25 protein-coding genes are annotated in these 24,911 nt (G+C 72.7%); 12 read left to right on the forward strand and 13 right to left on the reverse strand.

The window, feature by feature from the left end:
* Positions 1 to 67: 67 nt before the first annotated feature.
* The gene (locus STBA_RS09975) at positions 68 to 1,414 is read left to right on the forward strand and encodes a sodium:glutamate symporter (RefSeq protein ID WP_077058905.1); all 1,347 of its coding nucleotides are present in this window, start codon (positions 68 to 70) and stop codon (positions 1,412 to 1,414) included.
* 29 nt (positions 1,415 to 1,443) lie between these two features.
* Positions 1,444 to 2,583 carry an N-methyl-L-tryptophan oxidase gene (gene solA, locus STBA_RS09980; RefSeq protein ID WP_077058906.1) on the forward strand — a complete coding sequence of 380 codons (1,140 nt, stop codon included), beginning with the start codon at positions 1,444 to 1,446 and terminating at the stop codon, positions 2,581 to 2,583.
* A 31-nt stretch (positions 2,584 to 2,614) separates the two neighbouring features.
* On the opposite strand, the gene STBA_RS09985 is transcribed toward solA, so the two are convergent.
* The gene (locus tag STBA_RS09985; RefSeq protein ID WP_079251832.1) at positions 2,615 to 3,511 is read right to left on the reverse strand and encodes a LysR family transcriptional regulator; all 897 of its coding nucleotides are present in this window, start codon (positions 3,509 to 3,511) and stop codon (positions 2,615 to 2,617) included.
* A gap of 150 nt (positions 3,512 to 3,661) precedes the next feature.
* On the opposite strand from STBA_RS09985, the gene STBA_RS09990 reads away from it, so the two are divergent.
* Positions 3,662 to 3,886, forward strand: coding sequence for a type II toxin-antitoxin system VapB family antitoxin (locus tag STBA_RS09990; protein ID WP_077058907.1), 225 nt, complete (start codon positions 3,662 to 3,664; stop codon positions 3,884 to 3,886).
* Positions 3,883 to 4,302: a PIN domain-containing protein gene (locus STBA_RS09995; protein WP_077058908.1), complete on the forward strand. Its 420-nt coding sequence runs from the start codon at positions 3,883 to 3,885 to the stop codon at positions 4,300 to 4,302. The genes STBA_RS09990 and STBA_RS09995 overlap by 4 nt, the downstream gene beginning before the upstream one ends.
* Before the next feature lie 84 nt (positions 4,303 to 4,386).
* Here the strand turns inward: STBA_RS09995 and STBA_RS10000 are convergent, their stop codons facing one another.
* Positions 4,387 to 4,866, reverse strand: a complete 480-nt coding sequence (locus STBA_RS10000; RefSeq protein WP_077063220.1) for a nitroreductase family deazaflavin-dependent oxidoreductase — start codon at positions 4,864 to 4,866, stop codon at positions 4,387 to 4,389.
* A 179-nt stretch (positions 4,867 to 5,045) separates the two neighbouring features.
* Between STBA_RS10000 and STBA_RS10005 the strand changes: the two genes are divergently transcribed.
* Entirely contained in the window at positions 5,046 to 8,291 is a 3,246-nt protein-coding gene (locus STBA_RS10005; protein ID WP_143659464.1) for a S8 family serine peptidase, read from the forward strand.
* A 22-nt stretch (positions 8,292 to 8,313) separates the two neighbouring features.
* Here the strand turns inward: STBA_RS10005 and STBA_RS10010 are convergent, their stop codons facing one another.
* The 4 genes from STBA_RS10010 to STBA_RS10025 all read right to left on the reverse strand — a co-directional run bounded on the left by STBA_RS10010 (position 8,314) and on the right by STBA_RS10025 (position 10,915).
* On the reverse strand, positions 8,314 to 9,573 hold the full coding sequence (locus STBA_RS10010; protein WP_253194613.1) for a right-handed parallel beta-helix repeat-containing protein: 1,260 nt from the start codon (positions 9,571 to 9,573) through the stop codon (positions 8,314 to 8,316).
* A 133-nt stretch (positions 9,574 to 9,706) separates the two neighbouring features.
* On the reverse strand, positions 9,707 to 9,895 hold the full coding sequence (locus STBA_RS10015) for a DUF397 domain-containing protein (protein WP_077058910.1): 189 nt from the start codon (positions 9,893 to 9,895) through the stop codon (positions 9,707 to 9,709).
* Complete coding sequence (locus tag STBA_RS10020; protein WP_077058911.1) at positions 9,882 to 10,088, reverse strand: DUF397 domain-containing protein; 207 nt, start codon at positions 10,086 to 10,088, stop codon at positions 9,882 to 9,884. Before STBA_RS10020 ends, STBA_RS10015 begins: the two co-directional genes overlap by 14 nt.
* Positions 10,085 to 10,915 (reverse strand): helix-turn-helix transcriptional regulator, encoded by an 831-nt coding sequence (locus tag STBA_RS10025; protein ID WP_077058912.1) that lies wholly within the window; start codon positions 10,913 to 10,915, stop codon positions 10,085 to 10,087. The genes STBA_RS10020 and STBA_RS10025 overlap by 4 nt, the downstream gene beginning before the upstream one ends.
* Before the next feature lie 121 nt (positions 10,916 to 11,036).
* Here STBA_RS10025 and STBA_RS10030 point away from each other — a divergent pair, with 121 nt between their 5' ends.
* The 4 genes from STBA_RS10030 to STBA_RS10045 all read left to right on the forward strand — a co-directional run bounded on the left by STBA_RS10030 (position 11,037) and on the right by STBA_RS10045 (position 15,283).
* Complete coding sequence (locus tag STBA_RS10030) at positions 11,037 to 11,357, forward strand: hypothetical protein (protein ID WP_077058913.1); 321 nt, start codon at positions 11,037 to 11,039, stop codon at positions 11,355 to 11,357.
* Positions 11,354 to 11,605: a hypothetical protein gene (locus STBA_RS10035; RefSeq protein WP_077058914.1), complete on the forward strand. Its 252-nt coding sequence runs from the start codon at positions 11,354 to 11,356 to the stop codon at positions 11,603 to 11,605. Before STBA_RS10030 ends, STBA_RS10035 begins: the two co-directional genes overlap by 4 nt.
* 89 nt (positions 11,606 to 11,694) lie before the next feature.
* Entirely contained in the window at positions 11,695 to 14,349 is a 2,655-nt protein-coding gene (locus tag STBA_RS36345; RefSeq protein WP_107485200.1) for an ATP/GTP-binding protein, read from the forward strand.
* Positions 14,350 to 14,353: 4 nt separating this feature from the next.
* The gene (locus STBA_RS10045; RefSeq protein ID WP_077058916.1) at positions 14,354 to 15,283 is read left to right on the forward strand and encodes a phosphotransferase; all 930 of its coding nucleotides are present in this window, start codon (positions 14,354 to 14,356) and stop codon (positions 15,281 to 15,283) included.
* Positions 15,284 to 15,709: 426 nt separating this feature from the next.
* Here STBA_RS10045 and STBA_RS10050 read toward each other — a convergent pair whose 3' ends face one another.
* A complete protein-coding gene (locus tag STBA_RS10050; RefSeq protein WP_077058917.1) occupies positions 15,710 to 17,194 on the reverse strand; it encodes a tetratricopeptide repeat protein in 1,485 nt (494 codons plus the stop codon).
* 88 nt (positions 17,195 to 17,282) lie between these two features.
* Positions 17,283 to 17,762, reverse strand: a complete 480-nt coding sequence (locus STBA_RS10055; RefSeq protein ID WP_143659465.1) for a hypothetical protein — start codon at positions 17,760 to 17,762, stop codon at positions 17,283 to 17,285.
* Here STBA_RS10055 and STBA_RS10060 point away from each other — a divergent pair.
* The 3 genes from STBA_RS10060 (at position 17,761) to STBA_RS10070 (ending at position 20,735) form a co-directional block, all read left to right on the forward strand.
* Positions 17,761 to 19,239 (forward strand): hypothetical protein, encoded by a 1,479-nt coding sequence (locus tag STBA_RS10060; RefSeq protein ID WP_253194615.1) that lies wholly within the window; start codon positions 17,761 to 17,763, stop codon positions 19,237 to 19,239. The two genes, STBA_RS10055 and STBA_RS10060, sit on opposite strands and share 2 nt — an antisense overlap.
* Positions 19,240 to 19,321: 82 nt before the next feature.
* On the forward strand, positions 19,322 to 19,807 hold the full coding sequence (locus tag STBA_RS10065; RefSeq protein ID WP_077058919.1) for a sigma-70 family RNA polymerase sigma factor: 486 nt from the start codon (positions 19,322 to 19,324) through the stop codon (positions 19,805 to 19,807).
* Positions 19,791 to 20,735 carry a DUF4232 domain-containing protein gene (locus STBA_RS10070; protein ID WP_077058920.1) on the forward strand — a complete coding sequence of 315 codons (945 nt, stop codon included), beginning with the start codon at positions 19,791 to 19,793 and terminating at the stop codon, positions 20,733 to 20,735. Before STBA_RS10065 ends, STBA_RS10070 begins: the two co-directional genes overlap by 17 nt.
* A gap of 216 nt (positions 20,736 to 20,951) precedes the next feature.
* Here STBA_RS10070 and STBA_RS10075 read toward each other — a convergent pair whose 3' ends face one another.
* From STBA_RS10075 to STBA_RS10095, 5 genes are all read right to left on the reverse strand, one after another.
* Positions 20,952 to 21,215 carry a GlsB/YeaQ/YmgE family stress response membrane protein gene (locus STBA_RS10075; RefSeq protein ID WP_077058921.1) on the reverse strand — a complete coding sequence of 88 codons (264 nt, stop codon included), beginning with the start codon at positions 21,213 to 21,215 and terminating at the stop codon, positions 20,952 to 20,954.
* A gap of 75 nt (positions 21,216 to 21,290) precedes the next feature.
* A complete protein-coding gene (locus tag STBA_RS10080) occupies positions 21,291 to 22,124 on the reverse strand; it encodes a DNA-formamidopyrimidine glycosylase family protein (RefSeq protein WP_077063223.1) in 834 nt (277 codons plus the stop codon).
* A 64-nt stretch (positions 22,125 to 22,188) separates the two neighbouring features.
* A complete protein-coding gene (locus tag STBA_RS10085) occupies positions 22,189 to 23,190 on the reverse strand; it encodes a serine hydrolase domain-containing protein (RefSeq protein ID WP_253194617.1) in 1,002 nt (333 codons plus the stop codon).
* A 5-nt stretch (positions 23,191 to 23,195) separates the two neighbouring features.
* On the reverse strand, positions 23,196 to 24,134 hold the full coding sequence (locus STBA_RS10090; protein WP_077058922.1) for a hypothetical protein: 939 nt from the start codon (positions 24,132 to 24,134) through the stop codon (positions 23,196 to 23,198).
* Entirely contained in the window at positions 24,131 to 24,841 is a 711-nt protein-coding gene (locus STBA_RS10095) for a hypothetical protein (RefSeq protein ID WP_077058923.1), read from the reverse strand. The genes STBA_RS10090 and STBA_RS10095 overlap by 4 nt, the downstream gene beginning before the upstream one ends.
* Positions 24,842 to 24,911: the final 70 nt, after the last annotated feature.

The following is a 24,911-nucleotide window of genomic DNA, read 5'->3' on the forward strand; positions in this document are numbered from 1 at the left end:
CCTCTGTTCGCAGGTTGTTCGCCGGTGATAGAAAACCGGCGTTGACTGCGATTGAGGAGGCGTTCGGATGGAATACACCCCCTGGTCACTTCTGAGTGACGCGGGGCTCATCGCCGCCCTGCTCGTCGTGGGGGCGCTGGCCCGCGCCCACCTGGGGATCGTGCAGCGGCTGATGCTTCCCTCCAGCGTCATCGCGGGCTTTCTCGGACTACTGCTCGGCCCCGAAGTGCTCGATGTGCTGCCGTTCTCCGACCAGTTGGGCACGTACGCGTCCGTTCTCATCGTGGTCGTATTCGCCTGTCTCGCGCTCTCCAATGAATCGGGCTTCAGTGGATTCGGTCGTTCGACCGGTAATTTCTCGCTCTATTCGATCGGCATGTATACCGTGCAGGTCGGCATCGGGGTGGCTTTCGCGCTGCTTCTCCTCGGCCCGGTGTGGGATACCCCCGACGCGTTCGGCACGCTGCTGTTCGCCGGCTGGGCGGGCGGTTTCGGCACCGCCGCCGCGCTGGGCACGGCGTTCGAGGAGGACGGCTGGCAGGAGGCGACGTCCCTCGGCTTCACCGCCGCGACCGTCGGCATGCTGGTCGGCATCGTCGGCGGCATCATCATCACCAACTGGGGCGCGCGCCGCGGGCACGCGGGCGGCATCGGCCCGTTCCGCAACCTGCCGGACGAGCTGCGCTCCGGCCTGATCCGGGAGAAGAACGACCGCACCTCCACCGGCACGGCCACCACCTCTCCGGTGTCGATCGAGCCGCTGGCCCTCCAGGTCTCGCTGGTGGCCGCGGTCTCGGCGGCGGCCTACGGGCTTTCGGAGTGGATCGGCGACCTGTGGCCCGACTTCGCGGTGCCGGTGTTCGCCGTCGCGTTCCTCGTCGGCCTGCTGCTGCGCCTGCTGGTCGGCCGCACCCCGGCCTGGGGCTACGTGGACCCGCAGACGATCAGAAGCGTGTCCGGATCGGCCACGGACGTGCTCATCGTGTGCGGTATCGCCTCCATCGTGCCGAGTTTCGTCGCCGACTACCTGACGCCGCTGCTCCTGCTGTTCGCACTGGGGCTGGCGATGTGCCTCGTGCTGTTCCTCGTCGTCGCGCCCCGCGTGTTCGACGCGGGCTGGTTCGAGAAGGCGCTGTTCACCTGGGGCTGGGCGACCGGCTCGGTGTCCACCGGCGTGGCCCTGCTGCGCATGAGCGACCCGAAGCTGAAGTCCGGCACGCTCGACGAGTTCGGCCTCGCCTACCTGCCGCTCGCGCCGCTGGAGACGCTGACCGTCACCCTCACGCCCACCATCATCGCGGCGGGCGCCGTCTGGGCCCTGGCCGGCAGCTACACGGCGCTCGGCCTGGTCCTCACCGCCCTCGCGCTGCTCCTGGCCCGCGGCACCCGGCGGCCCTCCCCCGAACATTCCTGATCAGGACCGATCCGAAAGGACCTTCACGCATGGATGCCGACATCGCAGTCATCGGCCTGGGCGCCATGGGCTCCATGACCGCCTGGCAGCTCGCCCGCGCGGGCGCGTCCGTCATCGGCTTCGAACAGTACGGCCTGGGGCACGACCGGGGTGCCTCGGCCGGCGAGTCCCGGCTGTTCCGCATGGCCTACCACGAGGGCGCCGCGTACGTTCCGCTGCTGCGCCTGGCCCGCGAGCTGTGGCAGGACCTCTCGGAACTGTCCGGGCAGCGGCTGTTCCACCCCACCGGCTGCCTGTCGATCGGGCGGCCGGGACTGCCGCAGATGCGCAACGTCCTCGCCTCCGTCGACGAGCACGGCCTCGACCACGAGGTCCTGGACCCGGAGCGGCTGGCGGCCCACTACCCGCAGCACCTCGTCCACGACGGCGAAATCGGCATCCTCGACAGCGGCGGCGGCGTCCTGCGCCCCGAGCCGGCCGTCCTCGCCGCCTGCGCACAGGCGCGCGAGCACGGCGCGCGGCTGCTGCCGCACACCCGCGTGGCGGCCGTGCGGTACGAGGACGACCGGGTGCGGATCACGGCGGGCGGCACCGAGTACACCGCCCGCACCGTCATCTTCACCGCGGGCCCGTGGAGCGAGCAGCTGATCCCGGCCCTCGCCCCGCACCTGACCGTCCGGCCGCTGGTCCTGACCTGGTTCGCCCCGGCCGGCGACCCGGCGGTCTACGCCGAGGACCGCTTCCCCGCGTTCATCCGCGACACCGAGGGCGTGCACCTCTTCGGCGTGCCGGTGCTGGACGGGATGTCCGTCAAGACCGGGTTCGCCGACGTGTTCGGCGACCTGCCAGGCACCGAGGCGTACACGCGGGACCTGGACGAACGGCGGCTGCGCCCCGTCGGCGAGGCCGTCCGCCGCTTCCTCCCGGGGCTGCACCCCGACCCGCTGCGGTACGCGGTGTACATGGAGGGCTACACGGCCGACAGGACCGCGGTGGTCGACCGCCTCCCGGGCACCGACCGCGCGCTGGTGCTGGCGGGCTTCTCCGGCCACGGCTTCAAGATGGCCCCGGCCTTCGGCCGGATCGCCGCGGACCTCGCTCTCCACGGCGGCACGGACCTCGACCTGACCCCCATGTCCGCCACCCGCTTCCCCGCACCCGCGGCCTGAGACGGCCGCCCCGCCCCCGCCGGGGCGGGGCTCAGCGGGACGGGCGGGCCGCGTGGAGGGCGTCGCGCAGCAGGAGGGCCGGTTCCGGCGGGCTGGCCGCGTGGACGATCACCGACAGCGGGGTGACCGCGTACGGCTCGGCGAGCGGCAGGTAGGACACGCCGCGGACCGCGACCCGCGTCGTCATGTCCGGGACCAGGGCGAGACCGAGACCGCAGGCGACCAGGCCGAGAATGGCCTGGTCGTTGTGCGCCTCCTGGCTGAAGCGCGGCGAGAAGCCGGCCCGCATGCACACCGCCACGATCGTGTCGTAGGCCACCGGCGCGAGCGACCGCGGGAAACCGATCAGGTCCCGGTCCGCGAGCGTCCGCAGCGGAACGGGCCCGGCGGCCGGCGGGTGCCCCTCGGGAACGGCGCAGCACAGCCGCTCGTCGCCCAGCGGCAGCACCCGCACCGCCGCGCCGTCGTCCGCCACGCGCGGCAGGCGGCAGACGCCGATGTCGATGTCCCCGGCCCGCACCGCCTCGACCTGCCTGCGCTGCCCCATCTCGTACACGCGCGGCAGCACCCACGGGTGCCGGACGAGGAATGCGGGCAGCACGCGCGGCAGCAGCCCCGAGACGGCCGAGGCGATCGAGCCGATCCGCAGGACCGTGCGTTCCGGGCTCTGCGCATGCGGCACCAGGTCGGTGATCTCCTGCGCGCGCTCCAGCAGTGCGCGCGCCTCCGGCATCAGCAGCCGCCCGGCGGCCGTCAGCCGCAGCCGCCCGCCCGCGCGGTCGAACAGGGCGGCGCCGAGCTGCCGTTCGAGCTTGGTGATGGCCTGGCTGAGGGCGGGCTGCGCCATGTGGAACCGGCGGGCCGCCGCCGTCACGCTCAGCTCCTCCGCCACGGCGAGGAAGTACCGCAGCTGCCTCAGCTCCACCACACGCGCCCGCCTCGTCCACCCGGTATGCCCGGTCCGTTCGGTCGGACCCTCTCATATCCCCGGCGCACCGGGGCGCTCCGGCCTGCCGCCGGAAGCACCAGATGTACAATTTCGAAGGAGGGCACCTTTCGCCATGTACATAGGAGCGAGATGTCACTGACGCACATCGACATCGATGACGAGTCCCTGGAGACGGCGAAGCGGCTGGGCGGCCACCGGACCAAGACGGCGGCCGTGGCAGCGGCACTGCGGGAGTACAACAAGCGCCGGAGCCGGGCCGCCGCCTACGACCGCTACTTCGAGCTGGCCCAGGACTGGGACCTCGAAGGGGCGGAGGCGGCCCGCCGGGCCGAGAAGGGGCAGCCCCCGGCGTGATCCGATACCTCGTGGATTCGTCGGCGCTGTGGCGCCTGCTCCGGAGCGGAGATCTGCACACCCGCTGGCGGCCGGTCGTCGCGGACGGGGACATCCTGTCCTGCTATCCGCAGCGTGCCGAGTTTCTGAGGTCCGCCCGCGGGCTCAAGGAGTACGAGCTGTTCCGGGACATGTTCGACGAGCTGTACGACGACGTCGCTCCGCCGAAGTCGGCCGGCGGCTGGATCGGTGGGCTTCAGTGGCGTGCGGCGGAGCGAGGGCTGCACCAGGCCCTCTCCTCCGTGGATCTTCAGATCTGCGCGACTGCCGCCTACCACGGTCTGGTCGTTCTCCACGACGACACGGACTTCGTCACGGCAGCGCGCTGCGCGGTCGAGCTGCGCCAGCACAATGTGCACGAAGGCCCGCTGAGCTGACCCACCACGGCAGTTCCGCACGCGGCCGAACGTGGCCGAACGCGGCGCAGGGCCGGGGCCGCCCTGCGCCGCCCCGCGCCGGGGTCAGTGCGGCTCGGCGGCCGGCTCCAGCACGAAGACCGGGATCTCGCGGTCCGTCTTCTCCTGGTAGTCGGCGTAGTCCGGATACGCCTCGACGGCCCGGTCCCACCACACGGCCTTCTCCTCCCCGGTCACCTCGCGCGCCACCATGTCCTGGCGCACGGGGCCGTCCTGGAGCTCAACCCGCGGGTCGGCCACCACGTTGTGGTACCAGACCGGGTGCTTGGGGGCGCCGCCCAGGGAGGCGACCACGGCGTAGGCCCCGTCGTGCTCCACCCGCATGAGCGGGGACTTGCGGATCTTGCCGCTCTTCGCGCCCAGGGTCGTCAGGATGACGACGGGCAGGTCCCGCCGCTTCGCATCGTCCGGACCGACCATATTGCGCAGCGTCGTGCCCTCGGTGCCGCCGGAGCTCTCGTACTGCTCGACCTGGTCCCGGATCAGCTTAACCGTGCTCGGCTCGTACTCGCCCTTGAGTGGCATGTAACCCATCTCCACGCTGTAGAAGGTTTTGCGCTCCCCCAACGTACGAGACGGAGGGGATCATCCCGCCACCCCCCGAAGCCACCCGACCGGCGGCACCCACCCGTTCGACCGCTTACTTGTCCCAGCGTCCTCCCCGTGGTGGGCTCGTCAACGTCCGTACGCGCAGGGGAGTTTGCATGACGCTTCGTAAACGAATACCGGCCGGGGCCGCCGCGGCCTTAACCGTGGTGCTGGCAGGGGCGGCGCTCGGGGCACCGCCCGCCGCGGCCACCGCCACCGGCACCGCCACCGCCGCCTTCGACGGCGCGGCTGGCGGCCCAGGGGACACGGTGCTGCTGGTCACCGGGGACCGGGTCCGCCTCGACGCGAACGGCGGCTTCGCGCAGTTCCTTCCGGCCGAGGGCCGGGAGGGCATCGGCGCGACGGCGCACCGGGACGGTGACCACCTGTTCGTCGTGCCGGACGACGCGCGGGGCCTGGTCGAACGCGGCGTCGTCGAACGGCAGTTGTTCGACGTCACGGAGCTGAACCGGCCGGAGTACGACCGGCTGGCGGACGGCGGGCTGCCGGTCATCGTCACCTACGAGAACGCCGCCGCCGCGGCCGAGGCCCGCGCCGACCTGACCGCCGTCGACGGCCGGGCGCGGGTCCTGGACGAGACGACCGCCGCCGAGACCTGGGCCTCCCTGACGAACCCGCGGGCCGCCGGGAACGACGGGGTGGCGGGTATCGCGCTGGACGCCGTCCGGCAGGCCCTGCTGGACACGAGCGTTCCGCAGGTGGGCGCCCCCGCGGCCTGGGAGGCCGGGTTCGACGGAACGGGCACCCGCATCGCGATCCTGGACACCGGCATCGACACCTCGCACCCGGATCTGGCGGACGGCAAGGTCGTCGCCGCGGAGAACTTCTCGGAGGCCGCCGATCTCGCGGACCGCCAGGGCCACGGCACGCACGTGGCGTCCACGGCCGCCGGAACGGGCGCACACTCCGGCGGCGCCTTCACCGGCGTGGCGCCCGGCGCCGAGCTGCTGAACGCGAAGGTCCTCGACGACGACGGCTACGGCCTGGAGTCGGGCATCCTCGCGGGCATGGAATGGGCGGTCGAACAGGACGCCGACGTCGTCAACTTGAGCCTCGGCGGAGCGGACGCCCCCGGGGTCGACCTGCTGGAGGAGGCCGTCAACCGGCTGTCGGCCGAGACCGGCACCCTGTTCGTCGTCGCCGCGGGCAACAGCGGGAACCAACCCGGCTCGGTGTCGAGCCCGGCCACCGCCGAGGCCGCTCTCGCGGTCGGCGCGGTCGACGACGCCGACGCGCTCGCCGAGTTCTCCTCGGTCGGCCCCGTAGCGGGCGGCGGCGGACTGGTCAAGCCGGACCTGACGGCCCCCGGCGTCGGCATCGGCGCGGCAGCCGCCGAGGGCAGCGCGGTGGCGGAGGACGGCGAGCCGGTCGCCGACGGCTACGTGGCGATCTCCGGAACGTCCATGGCCACGCCGCACGTCGCGGGCGCGGCGGCGCTGCTGGCGCAGGCCCACCCGGACTGGGACGGTGACCGGCTGAAGGCCGCGCTGGTCGGCTCGGCCACCGACCCGGCCGACGACGACTCGACGGAGATGCAGCAGGGCTCCGGCCGCCTGGACGTGGCCCGCGCCATCGAGCAGACCGTCGTCGCGGAACCGGTGTCGCTGGACTTCGGCACCGCCGCCTGGCCGCACGAGGACGACGAGCCGGCCGTCCGCGACCTGACCTACCGCAACGTCGGCGAGCAGGACGTCACGCTCGGCCTGTCGCTCTCGACCTCCGCCCCCGAGGGCATGTTCACGCTCGGCGCGGACGAGGTCACCGTCCCCGCGGGCGGCACGGCCACCGTGCCGGTCACGGCCGACACGCGTGTCGGCGGCGAGGCCACCGGCCACTTCACGCTGACCGTCACGGCCACGGACGACCGCACCGGCGCGGGCACCGAGATCCGCACCGCGGGCGCGGTGGAACGCGCGGAGGAGACCTACCGGCTGGCCGTGGAGATCACCGGCGACGACGGCAACCCCGTCGACGTGTGGACGGCGTTCGCGGAGAACCTGGACACGGGCGACGTCTACTGGCTCGGCGAGGGCGGCAACTCCCCGGCGGAGGTCAGGGCCACCCCCGGCACCTACGCGCTCGTCGTCGAACAGGCCAAGTGGTCGCCGGACGGCCAGGAGGTGATCGAGCGCGTCCGCCACACCGCGGCCCTGCCGGATGTCGGCGCGGACACGACGGTCGCGCTGGACAACCGGGAGGCGGAGCCGATCGACCTGACCGTCTTCGACGAGGGCGCGGAACCGGGCGGCCAGGCGTTCAACGTCAGGACGCCGCACGTCATGGAGATCGGCAGCGACATCGACCGCCCGCTGATCCGCACCCGGCACATCGGCCCCGACCTGCCCGCGGACGCCCTGGTCGCCGCCGCGTACCAGAGCTGGCACAGCGGCGAGGACACCGAGTACCACTCCGCGTTCCGCCGCGAGGGCACCGGGTTCACCGGCCTGACCGAACGGGTGGCGGAGTCCGACCTCGCCCGCATCGAACTGACGCAGAACGCGGTGACCGAGGGCACGAGCGGGTCGCTGTGGCTCAACGCCGACGCCTACGGTTCCAACTCCGTTTCGCGCCCCCTGCCCGCGACGACGGACGTCTACGTCACCGGTGGTGACACGGCGTGGACGTACAGCCTCTCGGTGTCGGGCAGCCCCAACGAGTACGAGGGCTTCGACAGCGAGCCCCGCACGTACCGGGCGGGCGAGCACGTTCAGGCCGCCGTCAACGTGCCGGTCTTCGGCCCGGGACTGGGCTACTGGGACGGGTATTACCGGCAGGGCGACATGATGTGGGGCTCAGTGGGCCTGTTCAGCGACGCCGCGGGCAATACGGGCGAGTCCGTCCTCACCTCGGGCCTGACGACGCTCACCCACGACGGCGAGGAGATCGCCCGGTTCGAGGACGCCGGGTACATGGAGATGACGGGACTGCCCGCGGAGAACGGCCGGTACGAGCTGGCCATGACGGCCGGCCGGGCGGGGCCGCTGAGCAGTGAGGTCAGTGTGTCGTTCGGCTTCGACTCCGCGCACGTGTCGGAGGAGAGGGCGGAACAGCTCCCGCTGTCGGTCGTGCGGTTCGCGCCCGAGGTGGCGCCGGACGGCACCTCACCGGGCGGCGCGGCACTGACCGTTCCGGTCGCCGTCCAGGGCCCGGCCGACGGCGACGTATCGGCCGAAGTCTCCTTCGACGGCGGAACGACCTGGCAGGACGCGCCCGTTGCGGACGGCGCGTTCACGGTGGAGAACCCGCCGGCCGGGGGAACGGTGTCGCTGCGCGGCTCCGTGTCCGGCACGGACGGCACCACGTCCACCGTGACCGTCATCGACGCCTACCGCACGGCCTGATCCACGTGCGCCTGGCCGGTCGTCAGGGCTGGAACTGATAGGCCCCGGCGTCCGGCCCGGTGGCGGGGACCGGACGGCCGGCGAGGTCGAAGGTGTAGCCGGCGGGGGCGCCGGCGCCGATGGCCGGGCTGCCCGCCCGCAGGCGCAGGTCGGTGTCGCTGACGAACAGCGGATCGGCGTGGCGGGAGTGCGGGCCGGGCTCGAACCGGGACCGGGACCCTTGGTAGATGCCGTGGTCCTCGTCGGCGCCCTCGCCGTCCTCGAAGCCGGTCTGCCCGCCCACCGACACGACGTTGCTGCGCAGGGTCAGGATGTCGGGGCCGCAACCGGCGTAGCAGACCCAGCCCTCGGTGTCCTGGCCCGGCAGGCTGACGGAGTTGTTGACCGCCGTGGTGCCGCGCACCGGGCCGTTGACGTCCTCGGCCCCCCTGGTCACCAGGAACGCCCCGCCCTCGTGGCGGGAGGTGACGGCGTTGTAGGCGAACAGGTTGCCGTCGGCCGTCGCGCCGGGACCGCGGCCGAGCTCCGCGAAGGTCAGGTTGTCGCGCGCGATGGTGTACTCGACGCGGTTGCGGTCGCCGTCGAAGATCTCGACGGCGGCGCCGTCGTAGCCGTAGTCGTGGCTCTCGGCCCGGCTCCCGGTGATGACGTTGCGCGTCACGGTGTTGTCGTCCCCGTTGATGAGGATGCCGAACGCGCCGGAGTCGTCGGAGCCACCGGGGGTGTTGACGCTCATCTTGTTGTTGTCGGCGAACGTGCTGTTCCGGATGGTGTTGAACGCGGCCCCGTCGCCGATGACGACTCCGGCGGCGTTTGCGTCGGCGTGCACGTCGGCCAGGGTGTTGTGACTCCCCCGGATCTCGAAGCCGGACCAGGCACAGCCGGTGGCGCGCAGCCCGGTGAGGTGCCAGCGGGACCCCACGATGAGCACGCACTCGGTGGCCGCCGGGCCCCCGATGGCGGGCGGGGCCGCCTGGTCGTCGCCGTAGGCGGTCACGGTGATGGGCGCGGCGGCGGTGCCGCTGTCCGACAGGCGCAGCGCGCCGTCCCACTCCTGACCGCGGCGGAACGCGACCGTGTCGCCGGGCGCGAACTCCGCGTCGTTGACCTTGTCCAGCGTCCGCCAGGGCGCGTCCGCACTCGTCCCGTCGTTGCCGTCCTCACCCGCGCGGACGTCCACGTAGTAGGTCGTCCCGGCGGCAGCCGTCGCGGGTGTGGTGCCCCCGATACCTGCCATGGCGACGAGACAGACGAGCGCGGACACCCACTTTTGTGCTGACACAGATCCTCCGAGTGATGGTGGCGAGAGCCACGCATCATTCTTGGGCCCGGCCACGGCACTGGACAGCCTTCCCGCTGTCCGGAACACGTTCCGAACAGGTGGCGGCGACCACGGAGGCCACCGCCACCCGCACTCACACGGCGACGTACCGGATCAACGCGTCCCAGGCATCGGACGGAACGGACAGCACCGGCCCATCCACCACCTTCGAATCACGCACGGGCACGATGCCGGTGACCGCGGCAACCCCCGGCGCCCACTCGACGCACCCGCCGCCGTCCCCGTTGCTGTAACTCGACTTGACCCACTCAGCGTCCGACATGCCGAACCAACGCCTCCCAGGCATCCAACGGAACGGCAAGGGTCGGGCCATCCGTCACCTTCGAATCACGGACCGGAACCACACCGGACACGACGGCAACCCCCGGCGCCCACTCGACGCATCCACCGCCGCCCCCATTGCTGTAACTCGACTTGACCCACTCAACGCCGGAGAGGTCAGGGGTGTTGCTCATGCGGGCAGGGCCTCCATTACTGATCGGATGAACGTTGCGGTCTCACTCGGCGACAGCGCGTGCGACCGGAGCAGGTCGTACGCGTGCAGCCGGGCGTTGACGCGCTCCCGGTCCTCCATCAGGGTCCCGGAGTCGATGCTCTCCTCGTAGGCGAAGGTCGCACCGTCCTTGAGCGTCATCAAGGTCAGTGTGCCCCCGAGCAGGGCGTGTTCGCCATGGTTGAAGGGCAGGAGCTGCACCACGCTGGTGGCGGTGTTCACCGCATCGATCAGGGCGGACAGCTGAGCCCGCATCACGGCTGGACCGCCGAGTGAGCGACGGATGGCTGCCTCGTCGAGGACCACCGAAACGTCCGGTGCGTTGTCGCCGATGAGCAGGCGCTGCCTGCTCAGCCGGGCGGCCACCTTCTGCTGCACGTCTTCCTCGGTGGCCTTGGGGTTCGTGGCGCGGAATAGGGCCTGCGCGTAGTCGCGGGTCTGGAGCAGGCCGGGCACCAGCAGACCGGCGTACTCGCGAATAGTGCGGGCGCGGGACTCGATCTCCATGCGCCGCCGGTACTGCTCTGGATGGATTTCGCGGCTGACCAGTCCGTAGAGCCGGGTGAAGTGACCATCCGTGTCGAACACCCGGTCAAACTCTTCGGACAGGCCGGGAGGCGGTATTGACTCGGCCGTCTCGATCCGCGCCAACTGGCTCTTGCTACAGGGCACTTCTCCGGCCAGCGCGGCCAGCGAAAAATCGGCGTTCATGCGATGCCTGCGCAGGTCCGCTCCGTAGAAGTGCCGCGCGGAGCGGTCCGGCGTCAGCTCGCCGGGCTCGAATGTCATATGCCTCCCCGTCCCATCAAACCTGTCGGGACCTACCCCTCCTGTGCAGGGGCTTTCCCACTGCGTAACGCTAGAGACACGTCAAGTAGTTGGGCAACCCACCTCAGGGAGGAAAACCCCCATGACCCCCCTCGTCGAGACCGTGGCCGCTCCGGCCCGGCCGTGCTGCCGGCTGTGCGCGGCGCCCGGAGAATATGGCGCGATTCTGCCGTCGGTGCCGTACTCCGGGCTCTGCCAGGACTGCATCACCGCGGCACGGCCGACACGGGCCGGACTCGAACAGGCGGTGGTGATCGTCGCGCGCCAGACCCTCGCGGAGGCCGAGGCACTGGCGCTCCCCCTGGCCACGCCCGACGAGCTGACGTACCACGTCTGCGTTCTGAAGCGCAGCCTGTGCGGCATGCTGCAACTTTTCGCCGTGGTGAAGGGCAACCGGCGGTGACCTCGGGAGAGAACGGCGTGCTGGTGTCGGTGGAGGTCGACGCCGGGACCGTGCGGCGCGGCGATCAGATCATGCTGGGGGGCCAGGTGTTCATCGTGCTGGACATGGCCGCGATGCGCGGCGGCGCACGGCGGCTCCAGTTCGCGTCGGGCGAGTCACTGACAATGCTCCGGACCACCGTCCTATGGGCCGCCCGCCGAGTCGACCCCCGCCTCAAACGCCGCCGCCTCCCCGGCCCCCCGGCGTGAACGCGAAGGCGTGCATCACATGCTGCTTGACGTTCCATCAGGCAGGCTGTTGAGCTGGATGGGTCTGTCTTCGTGGGATGGGGTGCTGGGTGTCCGGGTCTGATCTGCGTGCGCTGTTCCGGTCCAACGACCGCGTGCTGAAGGCGGTCGATTTCTTCGCCGACCGGCAGGGCGAGTGGGCGTCCGTCGCCGAGAGCCTGGTACGTCATGCCGAACGGGTACGTGCGCCCGGGTTCGATGTCGAGGATCTGGAAGCCCCGCGCCGCAACGTTCTCGTTTTCTACGGCGTCGGCGGCATCGGCAAGTCGACCCTGTCCCGTGGCGTGGCCGACCGGCTCGCGGACGAGACGACCGGCCGGAAGGACTGGCCGCCGCTCGACCCGAGCGTGGGCCGCGTACTGCCCCTCCGCATCGACCTCTCCCGCGAGACCGGGGCGGACCTGGAGTCGTTGATGCTGGCTCTGCGGCTGGCGGTGGCGGAGCTGGGCCGTGCGATGCCGGCCTTCGACGTCGCCTTTCAGCGCTACTGGCACACCACACACCCGGGCGAGCCGCTGGATGAATACCTGCGGCGCCGGACGTGGTTCAGTCGGCTGCCCGGCTCCGGCACCATCTCCCAGCAGATGCAGTCGGTGCTCGCCGACGCCGCCGCGGCCATTGCTTTCCCCGGCACTACCGGATCGCTGGTCGGTCTCGGCCTGCGGTCGCTGGTGGGCGCGCTGCGCGACCGGCGCCACCGCGTGCGGGCGCTGGCCGGCTGCCGGCGGCTGACCGACCTGCTGGAGGCCGAGCCCAACCAGGACACGCTCAGCTACTTCGCTCACCTGCTCGCCTGGGATCTGTCGCAGCTCCCGGAGGAGCACCGCGTCACGCCGGTCGTTCTGCTGGACACGTTCGAGGACGTCGGCCACCGGGGCCACCGGGATCTGGAGAAGCTGATCCAGCGCGTGGTGTGGCTGATGCCGAACGCACTGTTCGTCATCACCGGCCGGAACCGGCTTCAGTGGACCGACGCGGCCTTCGAGGGACAGCTGGACTGGGCGGGCCCGGAGTTCTGGCCGCAGCTCGTCGGCGGCGTCCACGAGGAACCCCGGCAGCACACGGTGGGGTACCTGTCCGCCGAGGACTGTGAGATCTACCTGCGCGAGCGGCTGACCATCGGCGGGGAGCCGCTGCTGGACGACCGTTCGCGCCACTTGATCACCCGGAACTCCTATGGCCTGCCGCTCTACCTCGACCTCGCCGTGATGCGGTTCCTGGACCTGTACCGCCGCAACGGACGCACACCTGCGGTGCACGAACTCGACCTCGACTTCCCCGCCCTGGTCGTCCGCACCTTCCGCGACCTGCCGCCGGAGACACGACGGGTCCTTCGCTCGGTGAGCCTGCTCGACTTCTTCTCGATCAGCCTGGCCACCGCCGCCTCCGGCCTGGACCACGATGCTCCCGCGATGGACCTGGTCGAGCGCCCCTTCGTCGACGCCGACCCGGCCGCCCCCTGGCCGTTCCGGCTGCACGACCTGATCCGCGAGACCGTCCGGGAGGCGGACTCCACCAGCGAGGACCGCTGGAGCGACGCCGACTGGCAGCGGGCAGCCTTACGCACGTTCCATGCCCTGGGCGGCGAGGCGGACCGGGACCGCACCCGGCTGGTGGCCTCCCTCCGCCAGGGACTGCGGCTGGCGAACGAGTACCGCCTCGACCTCGGCTGGCTGGAAGAGGCCGCCTTCCAGTACGTGGCGGACTCCCTCTGGGAACCCCTCGGTGCGGCGGGGACCGATGTGAACGACTCGGCCTCGATCACCACCCCGGCTCACGCGCTGTCGGTGACGCTGGTCGCCATCGCCGACCGGCAGCGCCGACACCGCAGCCTGACCGCCGAAACGCTGCGGGCGGTCCTCGCCTCCGGCCAACTACCGGCGGTGCTACGCGAGCTGCCGCAATACTTCCTCGCCGAGTGTGACCGGGACCTGGGCAACTTCCAGGCTTCCCTGGCCGGCATGCAGCAGGTCATCGGCGTCGGGGGCCGCCTGGCCGCGACGGCCGCCCGTGGACAGGCCCACCTCGCCCGCCGGGTGGGGCGATTCCCGCAGGTCCGCGACGCGGCCGAGACACTGGGCGCCGAGGGCCGACGTGACCGCGTTCTGGGCGACCTGTGGTGGAGCCAGGGCGCCATCGCGCCGGCCTGCTCCTCCTATGCCGCCGGCCGGGACGAGGCCCTGAGCACGGGACAGCCCGGCGAGGCTGCGCTGTCGCAGGCGTGCCTGGCCTTTGCCGCTGCCTTCCAGGACCGGCCACGGGCCGCGGAACAGATCAGTCGAGCACACGAGTTGCTGGGACAGGCAACCATACGCTGGGCGGAGATCCAGGTGCGGATCGCCGAGCTGGTGCGGGATGCGGGCATGGCACCGGATCTGCCGGAACGCGCCGAGCAGGTGGCCGCCCTGGCCCAGGAAGCCGGACTCAGCTCCTCCGTCGCTTACGCGCACCTCGCCGGCTGCTTCCACGCCGCGGTCCTCGGCTCACCCTCCCTGCTGGCGGAGGCACGGGACCGGCTGCGCGCCTCGGTGCGGGGCGAGGAGTTCGCCTACCTGCTGGAGCTGGCCCACCTCATGGCAGGGGACCCGCCGCCCCCCGGGCTGCCCGCCGCACAGTGGCTGGACGGCAGGCAGCAGACCCAAGCCCGATGGACGGCGCTCGTCGCCGACCGGCAGCGGGAAGTCGCTGCAATCAGAGGAGATTGACCCCGTGGCGAACTACACCACGCTCGACCAGATCGACGTGCCAGTGCTGGCCGGTCGCTACGGCATCGAGCAGCCGAAGCTGACGGGTCTGACCGGCGGCGCCGCCAACTCCAGCTTCCGCGTCTCCAGCCCGAGCGGCGAGTTCGTCCTCACCGTCCTGGACAACCACGATGCCCACAGCGCTCAGCGCCTGGCCGTGCACACCCAGGCGCTGTTCCGTCTGGGCATCCCCACCACCGAGGTCGTGCCCGCCCGCGACGGGTCGCTGACCGTTCCCTTGGGCGACTCCACGGCGATACTGAAGAGGTGGGTGGCCGGTGAGGTGATCGAACCGCTGCCGGTGGCCCTGCTTCCGGAGGCGGGCCGCGCCCTCGCGCAGCTCCACCTCCTCGACCCCGCCTCGTCCGGCCTCGAAGAAGTCCCGATCGGCACCCGGCGCCTCTCCCCGGCTCACCTGGAACGCATCCCGCAGTTCGAGGACCGCGCCTTCGCCGACTGGCTGACCACCGGACTGCGCCGCGTCCGTGCCGCCGAGAGCGAGGCCCGACGGCAACCCAGGATCGTTCACGGCGACCTGTTCGCCGACAACCTCGTCGTCAGCGAGAACTCTCGGCTGACAATTCTGGACTGGGAGACGGTGTCCCTCGACGACCCGCTTCTCGACCTGGGTATGGCCGCCGTCGGCCTCGCGCAGGAGAACAACATGCTCATTCCCACGCGGGTGCGAGCCCTGGTCGACGGCTATTGCTCCGTCATTCCCCTGACCGACCAGGACGCCGCCACGCTGCCCGTGGAGATCGAGCACGCCGCCTTGATCATCGCTTTCCACCGCTACTTCCGGCACAACATCCGCTTCCCCGATCCGGACAAGCGGACCGCTCACCGCGCCTTGATCGACTTCGTGAACTCGATCGACGGCGCTACGCCGGTGTAAGACTTCGGCATACTTCTTCGCATGGGGCGGATACGCGGGGTGACCGTGGTCGGGGCGGCCGGGTTCGCGGGGTGGGGGTGGTGGCTCGGGCAGCGGCTCGCCCGGCGGTTCGTGGTGACCCTGGACCCCGAGACCGGTGCCACCGGGGCCTTGACCATCTCGGGCTATGGGTCACTCCCCAAGCACTCCTCAGCGCCGCGCTGGTGCTGCTGGTCGCCACCGTCCTCCGGCGGCGACGGGTCGATATCCGCATCGGGTTCGCCGCCTGGCGGAAGCGGCCCGCGGCGCTGTCGCTGGTCATGCCGCTCTGGGCCGCCTGCTGGTCTTCTGCCGCCCGACCGGACCCCGCCCCTGACGCGGCGGGCGGCGGGCCACCGGCGTGAACGGGAGCGGACGTGGGAGCGGGCGTGGGAGCGGGGAGAGGGGTCAGAAGCCCCACTGTGATTCGGAGATGTAGTAGCAGTCGCTGTATGCCGTGCCGTCGGTCAACTCCCAGCTGCCGTAGAACGGCGAGACCGACCCGTCCGACGGCGCGCGGACCACGACCTCGTACGAGCCGGCCGGCAGCTCCAGCGTCAGGGTGGGACGGTCGATGTCCGAGGCGCACGCCGAGCCGCCGTAGCCGCCCAGGAGGTCGTTGTGTGTGGTGCAGCCCTCGCAGGGGCTGACCCGCTGTGTGCCGGTCTCCTCGCCGCTGTAGAGCACTTCCAGCGCCTCGGGCGAATCGTTGATGATCTCCACCGTGACCGAGCCGCCCGAGGTGCTGCCCGCCTCCGTGGGCGGGGGGAGTTCACCGGCTGCGCCCGCCTGGATCTCGTCGATCTCGATGGCGACGAGCAGGTCCGACGCCCGGTCAATGCGCGCGTCGTCCGGGTGGTAGGTCACCAACTCCTCAAGGGCCTCCCGGGCTTCGGCGTACTCCTCCCCTTCGTAACGGGCCTCCCCGCACGCGAACAGCGCATCGGGCAGCACCCCCTCGGCGCGCCCGGCCAGCTCGTCCGCCTCCGGCCCCGCCCTCCGGTCCGGCAGGGTGGTCAGCCCTTCGAGGGCGGTCAGCGTCTCGCAGGGGCGCCCGTCGGCCATGGGCGTGGTGGCCGTGTCGAACATGGCGTTCAGCCGGCCGGGGACCTCCTCGGCCGCCGGGGTGTCCGGGTGTTCGTCCCGGACCGTCATGTACTGCTCGAACGCTTCGTGATAGCGGCCGACCTGCCCATCGGCGGTCCCCTGGTCCAGCAGCATGGCGGCGTGGTCCAGGCGCAGTTCGGCCAGCCGGTCCTCGGCCGCGGGCCAGGGCGGCTCGCCATCGTGACGGTTCAGGTAGATGTTGTAGTCGGAGATCGCCTGCGGCAGGGCGCCCTGCTCCGCCGCTTCCTCGCCGTTGAGCAGGAAGCGGCAGGAGATGCGGCCGGCGCGGGCGTCGGCCACCGCCGGACTGAGCGTGAACTCGTAGCGGCTCGCCGCCGCCCGGTCGTAGTGCACCTGGGCCTGTTCGCAGTCCCCGGCCGCATGAGCGTCCTCCGCCTTCGCCAACTCGTCCGCCGACGCGCCGCGGTAGATCACGAGGCCGGCCGCGACCAGGGCGAACAGCGTCGCGCCGACCGCCACCGGCAGCCACGCGCGAGAGGTCGCCTCGGGGCCGCGCCGGCCCACGTGCCGGCCGAGTAGCCGGGCGTCGGCGACCATGACGGCCAGCCACAGCACGTAGACCACGCCCCAGAACAGGGGCGTGTCACTGGCGTTGAGCGCGTTGGCCAGCACCACCAGCAGCAGCGTCACGATCCACGATCCCACCGCCCTGCCCCACAACCGCAGGTAGAGATAACCCGCGCCCAGGCCACTGGCGTTGCATAACGCCGCGATCAGCCCTCGGCGCCGGTCCTCCCGCGAACCGGGCCCATTGATGACCATCATGTCGCCCCCACCCCGTAGCCGAAGTTGCCGACTTGTACGACACTCACCGTCCCCGAAAAGTTGCACGACCGCCGGTCAGGGGGCGGCCTCAGCCGGGGAAGCGCACGGCGGAACGGCGGCGGGCGCGCAGGATGTCGCGGACGGCCGCCATCGGGAAGAGGACGAGGGTCCAGAGGAGCATCATGGCCACGGGGATGCCGAAGAGGAGCGCGGCGAGGACGAGATCGCCCTCGGAGGCGTACCCCTGGTCACCGGCCACGTGGACCGTGGACCCCTCGGGCACCTCACCGGGCTTGGCGTCGATCCGGCCGTCCCCCGCGGTGCCGTCCGCGAACCGCCAGCTCACGTGGCAGGACGCGGGCGGGCTCGTGTGGCCGCCGCCGTCGTGACATTGACCGCTGCTCGTGACCGTCGCTTCCTTCGCGCCGAAGTAGTGCACCGGGGCCCCGTCGGACAGCGTGAGTGCCAGCCACACGATCGCCCCGCTCGCCGCCAGCGTCGCGACGAACTCTCCCAGCTTTTTCCACAGCGTGTCCCACCAGTTGGTGTACTCGGATAAGCGAGACATGTTCCCCCCACACCTCGGCCACTTCTGCCCTACCCGCGCCGCCCGGCCGCCGACCGCGCTCGAACGCTTGTTGCGGACCTGTGACAACCGCGCCACCGCCTGCGGGGTCGACGCGGTGTCGCGGGACATCGCGACGGGGGCAACAGAGAGCGAGCCGCACATGGGCAGCCACCGGCAGCACCAACGAGACCAGCAGCAGGAACCGTCACCGTCCGGGCCGCGCCGCAGGAGCCTGCTCGGGTTCGGCGTCACCGCCGGCGTCCTCGGCGCCGGCGGCTACGCGGCGGCCCGGTACGGCTCGACCGGGTCAGGAACGGCCAGCGCGCTCGAACACTTCCCGACGCCGGGCAGCGGGAACGGCGCCGGCGGCGAAACGCCGGAAGGGCCGAGCGTGGAGAACCCGCGGCTCATAGGCGACGGCTCCACCGCCGACACCGGCCCGCAGCCAGGCCAGCCCGAAGCGCGGGCCCTCGACCCCGGGGAACGGCCGCCGCAGTTCGTCGTCGTCTCCTGGGACGGCGCCGCCTCGCTGGACGACGGCCTCTTCGACCGGTTCCGCGGTCTTGCGGGCGAACTGGGCGCCGGCATGACGTTCTTCCTCACCGGCCTGTACCTGCTGCCCGAGGCGAAGAAGGACCGCTACCTGCCGCCCCGCAACGCGCCCGGCGCCTCCGACGTCGGCTATCTCGACGACGGCCACATCCGGGAGACGCTGCGGCAGCTGCGCGCCTCCTGGCTCGAAGGGCACGAGATAGGCACCCACTTCAACGGGCACTTCTGCGGCGGGACCGGCTCCGTCGAGCACTGGGACCAGGCGGACTGGCACAGCGAGATCGAGCAGGCCCACGCGTTCGTCAGCCAGTGGCGGACCAACACCGGGTTCGACGACCTGGAGCCGCTGCCGTTCGACTACCGCAAGGAACTCGTCGGCGGCCGGACCCCGTGCCTGCTCGGGCAGCAGAACCTGCTGCCCGTCGCCGCCGAACTCGGCTGGCGCTACGACGCCAGCTCCCCCGGCGGGCTCCAGCAGTGGCCCGCCCGCACCGACAGCGGGATATGGGACTTCCCGCTCCAGTCGGTGCCGTTCCCCGGGCACGGCTTCGAAGTGCTGACGATGGACTACAGCATGCTGGCCAACCAGTCCGGCGGCGACACCGACGGCGACCCGGCCCAGTACGCGACCTGGCAGGGGCAGGCCACCGGCGCGTTCCTCGCCGGATTCGAGCGCGCCTACGGCACCAACCGGGCGCCGCTGTTCCTCGGCAACCACTTCGAGCAGTGGAACGGCGGCATCTACATGGACGCCGTCGAGGACGCGCTGCGCGAAATGGCCACGTACGACGACGTGCGCTTCGTGTCGTTCCGGCAGCTCTGCGACTGGCTGGAGGCGCAGCGCCCGCAGGTCCTGGACAACCTCACAAGCCTGGGGGTGGGGCAAGCTCCCCCGAACGGATGGGGGAGGGTGGTAACGGGTTGATGCGAGACGGAAAGCACCGGCGGCACGAGCGGCGGTGAGCACACGGGCGAGGGAAAGACGGACCGGTTGTGAGGGCGGAGACGTGAGCGGGGCCGACGAGGCCGAGGCGCTGTTCGAGGACTTCTACCCGCGGCTGGCGGGCTGGTGCCGCGGACTGGTCGAATCCGACGCGGCGGCGCACGACATCGCGTCCGAGGCGTTCACCCGCCTGTGGTCGCGCTGGTCCAGCGTCGAGCGGCCCGAGGCGTACCTCTTCGGCGTGGCCGCCAACCTCGTCAAGGACCACTGGCGCGGCCGGGACCGCGAACGCCGCGCCACCCGGCACCTGAGCGCCGCGGCGAAAGAGCACTCCCCTGCCGCCGACGACGGATTCGACGTGCGCAGCCTCGTCGAAGACCTGCCCGACCGCCTGCGCGCGCCGGTGCTGCTGTACTACTACGCCGGTCTGCCGGTGAACGAGATAGCCACGGCGCTGCGGCGCCGGCCAGGCACGGTCAAGAGCGACCTTCACCGCGCCCGGCAACGGCTGCGGATCGCACTGAGGGGACTGCATGACACCACCACATGACGCGTACCAGCCACCCGATCCCACCGACGGGCCGGACGAACCATCGGAGCTGACCGACGCGTTCCGGACGCAGGAGGTGCGGCTCGCGCCGCCGCCCGGCGCGTTCGCGGCCGTGCGCCGCCGGGCCGCGGCCCGGCGGCGGCGCCGCGTGCTGGCCGTGGGCACCGGCGTCGCCGTGTGCCTCGCCGGAGCCACCGTCGTCGTCGCGATGGCGCGGCCGGGCGACGACGGGCCCGTCACCGCCGGGCCCTCGGCCCAGGACCCGGCGCCGCCCGGCCCGGAACGGTCCTCCGCCGCGCCCGAGGCCGAGGAGGACGACAGACCCGAACGCCCCACCGAGGAGGACCGGGACACCGGCACTTCGCCCGAGCCGGACGACCCCGGCGGCAGCGGCCCCACCGACGGCGCCGGGGACGGCGGGCAGCAGGACGGCAGCGGCGGTACCGGGGAAACCGAAGGCGGCGACGGGCCCGGCGCGGCGGGCGTCGGGCCACCGGACTGCGACGCCCGCCAGCTCGGCGTCTCGCTCGGGCGCCCGGGCGGGGCCGCCGGGTCCGTGACGTACGTGCTCACGTTCATCAACAACGGCACCGAACCGTGCGCGGTGCTCGGGTTCCCCGGCGTCGCGCTCGTGTCCGGCGAAGGCGGCGAGCCGATCGGCAGCCCGGCCGCGCAGGGCCGGGAACGCGGCCCGGCCGCCGCCGTCGAGCTCGCGCCGGGCGGCACCGCGCAGGCCGACCTGCGGATCGCGCGGGCCGAGAACTACCCCGAGGCCGACTGCTCCCCCACCCCCGCCCCCGGTCTGCGGGTGCAGGCCCCCGAGGCGGCCGGCGGCCAGTACCTGCCACTGGACGGCATCACCGGCTGCACCGACCCGGACACCGGCCTGCTGAGCGTCACCGCGCTCTACGGCCAGCAGGAACGGTGAACGCACACCGGCCCGGGGCGGACACCACACTCCGGGCCGGGTCGGCGTGATCCACCTGGGCAGGGTCTGACCGGCGGCGGAATCCATGGGCGGAGTTGTCGCGGGGGTGCGGTCCCGCGTCGACCGGTTTTTCCGGGCCGCGGGGCGGCCCGGGTGACCGGTCGGCGGCACGGCGTCCCGTGGTGCGACGACATGTGCCGTGATCGGTGCGATACGTCAGCGGTGGGCCTTCACGCGGTCGAGGGCTGCCACGCCCGCCGCGGCCAGTGCGATCTGGATGAGCCACTCGATCCAGTCGACCCCGTCGGTGTCGCCCACGCCGAGGCCCGCGGCGATGGCGGTGCCGATGAGCGCGGCGACGACGCCCACGGCCATCGTCCACAGGATGCCGATGCGCTGCCGACCGGGCAGGACCAGCCGGGCCAGCGCCCCGATGATCAGCCCGATCACGATGGCGCTGATAATTCCGGAGATCTCCACTTTCTTGGCCTTTCCGTGCGTGAGTGATCTCCGAGTGCCCATCTTCCGGCGGCGCAGTCCTCGCCGCCCGCCCGTTCAGCCCGGCGGGACCGGACCGCGCTGGCAGTGCGGGCACCAGTAGGCGGGGCGCTCCCTGCCGGGCTCGCCGTGCGCCGTGGCCGCCATGCGGACGGGCGTCCCGCACCGCAGGCAGGAACGTCCCGCCCGCCCGTACACGTACAACCGCGGCGCTGCCCGGCCCCGCACGCCGCGCTCCCGCGGGTGGGTGGCCGTGGTCGTGGTGCGGTCGGGGCGGTCGCGGTTGGCCAGGAGCAGCCGCCTCGCCTCGCCGACGAGACGGCCGGGATCGGCCAGCTCTCCCACCGGCAGCCACGGCGTGACCCCGGCCAGGAAGCACAGCTCCGCCATGTACACGTTGCCGAGGCCCGCGAGATTCCGCTGGTCGAGCAGGACCGCGCCCAGCGGGCGGGCCGGATCGGCGGCGAGCCGCCGCAGCGCCTCGGCCGCGTCCCAGTCGGGGCCGAGCAGATCGGGCCCCAGATGGCCGACGACGCGGTGCTCCTCCGCGGTGCGCAGCAGATCCAGCACCTGGAGGCGGTAGCCCACGGCCACGAGCCCCCCGGTGTCCAGCACCGCCCGGATCTGATGGGCCGGGCCACCGCTCCAGCGCCGGCCGGCCGGGAACACCCGCCAGGAGCCGTCCATCCGCAGATGCGAGTGGAGCGTCAGGCCGCCGTCGAGGCGCGCGAGCAGATGCTTGCCGCGGGCCACGACCTCCCGCACGGTGCGGCCCCGCAGATCGGCGGTCGCCAGCCGGGGAACGCGCAGGTCCGCCCGCACCAGACGCCGCCCGGCCAGCGCCTCGTGCAGCCGCGCCGCGGCCTGGCTGACGGTGTCTCCCTCGGGCATGCCTCCCATGATGCGCCACCCCGCGCGACCGGGCCGCGCCGCAGGTCAGGACGGTCAGGACAGGTCAGGACGGGTCCGCCGGGGCGGCCAGCGCGCGCAGCAGCACGTACGCCTCCTGGATGAACCGCCCGCGCAGGGTCGGGGCCGTCGCGGCCAGGGCCACGACGTGCACGCGCGGCGCCGGGCAGAAGCCGACGAACGTGGACGTGCCGCGCGTGCCGCCGGAGTGGAAGTACAGCGCGTGGCCGGGGCGCGCCCTTCGGCTCCAGGCCAGCGGCAGCTCGGGCCCGCCGGGCCCCGGGCTGCGCGGGCGCACCACCTCGCGCAGCGCCGCGTGCAGCGGGCCGTTCGGTGCGGCCGCGTCGGGCGCGGTGTGCGCGCCGAGGAAACGCAGCAGGTCGGCGGCGCTCGACCGCAGGGCCCCGGCGCCCGGCAGCGCCGGGATCTGCCAGGGCGGCAGCGGCCGGCCGCGCCAGTGGCCCGTGGCCTGCGGCAGCGTGGGGTCGGTGGTGGTGTCGCCGAGACCGAGCGGGCCGAGCAGCCGGGCGTCGAGCAGCGCGGCGTAGTCCGTGCCCGCTTCCTCGGCGAGGAGCCGGCCGAGCAGGCCGACACCGAAGTTGGAGTACCGCACGCGCGTGCCGGGCGTGCGCCTGACCCGGGTGCGGGCCAGCGCGGGCAGCAGCCGTTCCGGCGGGTAGCGGCCGTAGGGGTTGGTGAACCAGCCGGGCAGGGCCGTGCGCAGCAGGCCGCGCGGCAGGCGTGGCAGCCCCGATGTGTGGGTCGCCAGGTGCTCCAGGGTGATGGGCCGGCCGCGGGCCCCGGCCGGGTCGCCCAGCGCGACCTCGCCGCGCGCGGCCATCTCGGCCAGCAGCAGCACGGTGAACGTCTTGGTGACGGAACCGATCTCGAACCGCGTGCGGTCGGTCACCGGCGTGGCACCGGCGCGGTCGGCGGTGCCACGGCACAGGGCCGCGGCACCGCCCGGCGTCTCCGCGGCCACGACGAGGCCGGTGCGGGGCCCCACGGTGTCCGCGACGGCGGCCAGCCGCCGCCCCAGTCCGTCCACCGGCGTCACACGAGGGCGGGGGCGCCGCGGTGGCGCGAGAGGGCCAGGGTGCCCGCGACGGCGGCGACCACCGTGGTGTGGTGATGCTCGCGGAACGCCTGCTCCGGGTCGTCCGATACGGGCTCACCGTTCCGCGGCACGAGACCGTCGGGGCGCTGCGCCCCGGCCAGCACCTCCCACACCTCGGGGGCGGAACGCGGCTCGGCGAGGCAGGAGTCGACGATCAGCAGCTCGGCCAGCAGGTCCCACTCCTGGATCTCCTGCCACACGTCCATCCAGACCGGCAGCCACCGCGCCAGGTAGTCCTGGATCTCCGGGGAGAGCCCCTGGGGCCTGCCGCCCCAGTCGGTGACGTGGAAGACCGTGTGGGTCACGCAGTAGGCGGTCATCCAGTCGATCGCCCAGGGCTCGGGGGTGTGCCCGAGCCACGTGGCGTCCGTGAGGACTTGCCAGTCCGGCTCCCGGTCCAGGCCCGCCACGCGCGCCGCGTTGGCCACGGCGAGGCGGCGGTTGGGCAGTTGCTCGGCGCCGTCGCGCGAGACCAGGCGTCCCAGGTGGTTGAACAGGGCGTGCAGCCGCTCGTGCCGGTAGCCGGCGCGCGCGAAGTGCGTGTACAGCTCCAGCGGGTCGGTCATCATCATGTACCGCAGCTGCCGCTCGTACAGCAGGTCGCCCTCGCGCAACTGCGCCCAGGCGAAGTCCAGGATCTCCTCGGCGGCCCGCCGGTCGGCCGGGGAGGCGATGCCCTCGCGCAGCACGAGGGAGGCGGCGAGCGCCGACTCGCCCAGTGGCTTGTACACGCTGTCCGGGTCGGTCAGCTCGCCTGAGGTGTCGGGCGGCAGCGAGCCCAGCTCGCGGTGCCGGTGGAGCCAGCCGACGGCACCGGTGGCCAGCGTGTGCGCGGTCCTGCGCACGGCCGCGGGCGAAGGGGACGGCGCGGTCATGCGGTCCGCCTTTCTGATCCGGCCGCCAGCCGGCGGGCGATCGCGGTGTCGAGCGCGGTGCGCGCGGTGCCGCTGCCGCACAGCTCGATGTGGTCGAGCACGGCGCCGAGGTCGAGGGTGCACGGCGCGCCCCGGCCGTCGGCGTACGCGGCCCAGCGCGCGAGGCGGGCCGCCGTCGGGTGGTCGCGGCGCAGCAGCGCGCGGGTGGTGCCCATGGCGAGGGCCTGGGCGGCGCGGGCGTCCGGCTCGGGCAGCGGGCCCGTCACGCCGGGCAGCGCCAGCGGGGACAGCCGGGCCATCCACCCGGCCCAGATCCGCCAGCGGTGGCGGGGGGTGCGGCTGACGGGCTGGGCGCCGGGGGCCACCGGGTCGCCGCCGTGCCGGGTGAGGAGCGCGGCGGTGGCGCGGTCGCGCCACACCGTCTCGGGCGGGTCGTCGGGGCCGGGCGGGAAGACGCGGAACGCCTCGGTCACCGCCTCGCAGTCGGCCGGGCCGAAGGCCGCCCCGGCCAGCAGGGCCGGGGCGAAGACATCGGGGCCGAGGACCCGCACGGCGGCCAGCGCCGCCTTCGGGTCCCCGGCTTCCTCGACGTGGCGCGCGGGCCCCGCCGGACCCCGGGTGCCCGTGAGGGCACCCAGGACGCGCCCGGCCAGACTCTCCACCGCGGCGGCATAGACCGCATGCGGCGACGGGTCCGGATACGACATCGGTGACTCACCTTCTGTCAGCTTCTGTCGGCTTGCGTCTGCTTCTCTCAGCAGTGACGAGCGCTGGTGT

This window comes from Streptomyces sp. MP131-18 (assembly GCF_001984575.1).
GTDB lineage: Bacteria > Actinomycetota > Actinomycetes > Streptomycetales > Streptomycetaceae > Streptomyces > Streptomyces johnsoniae.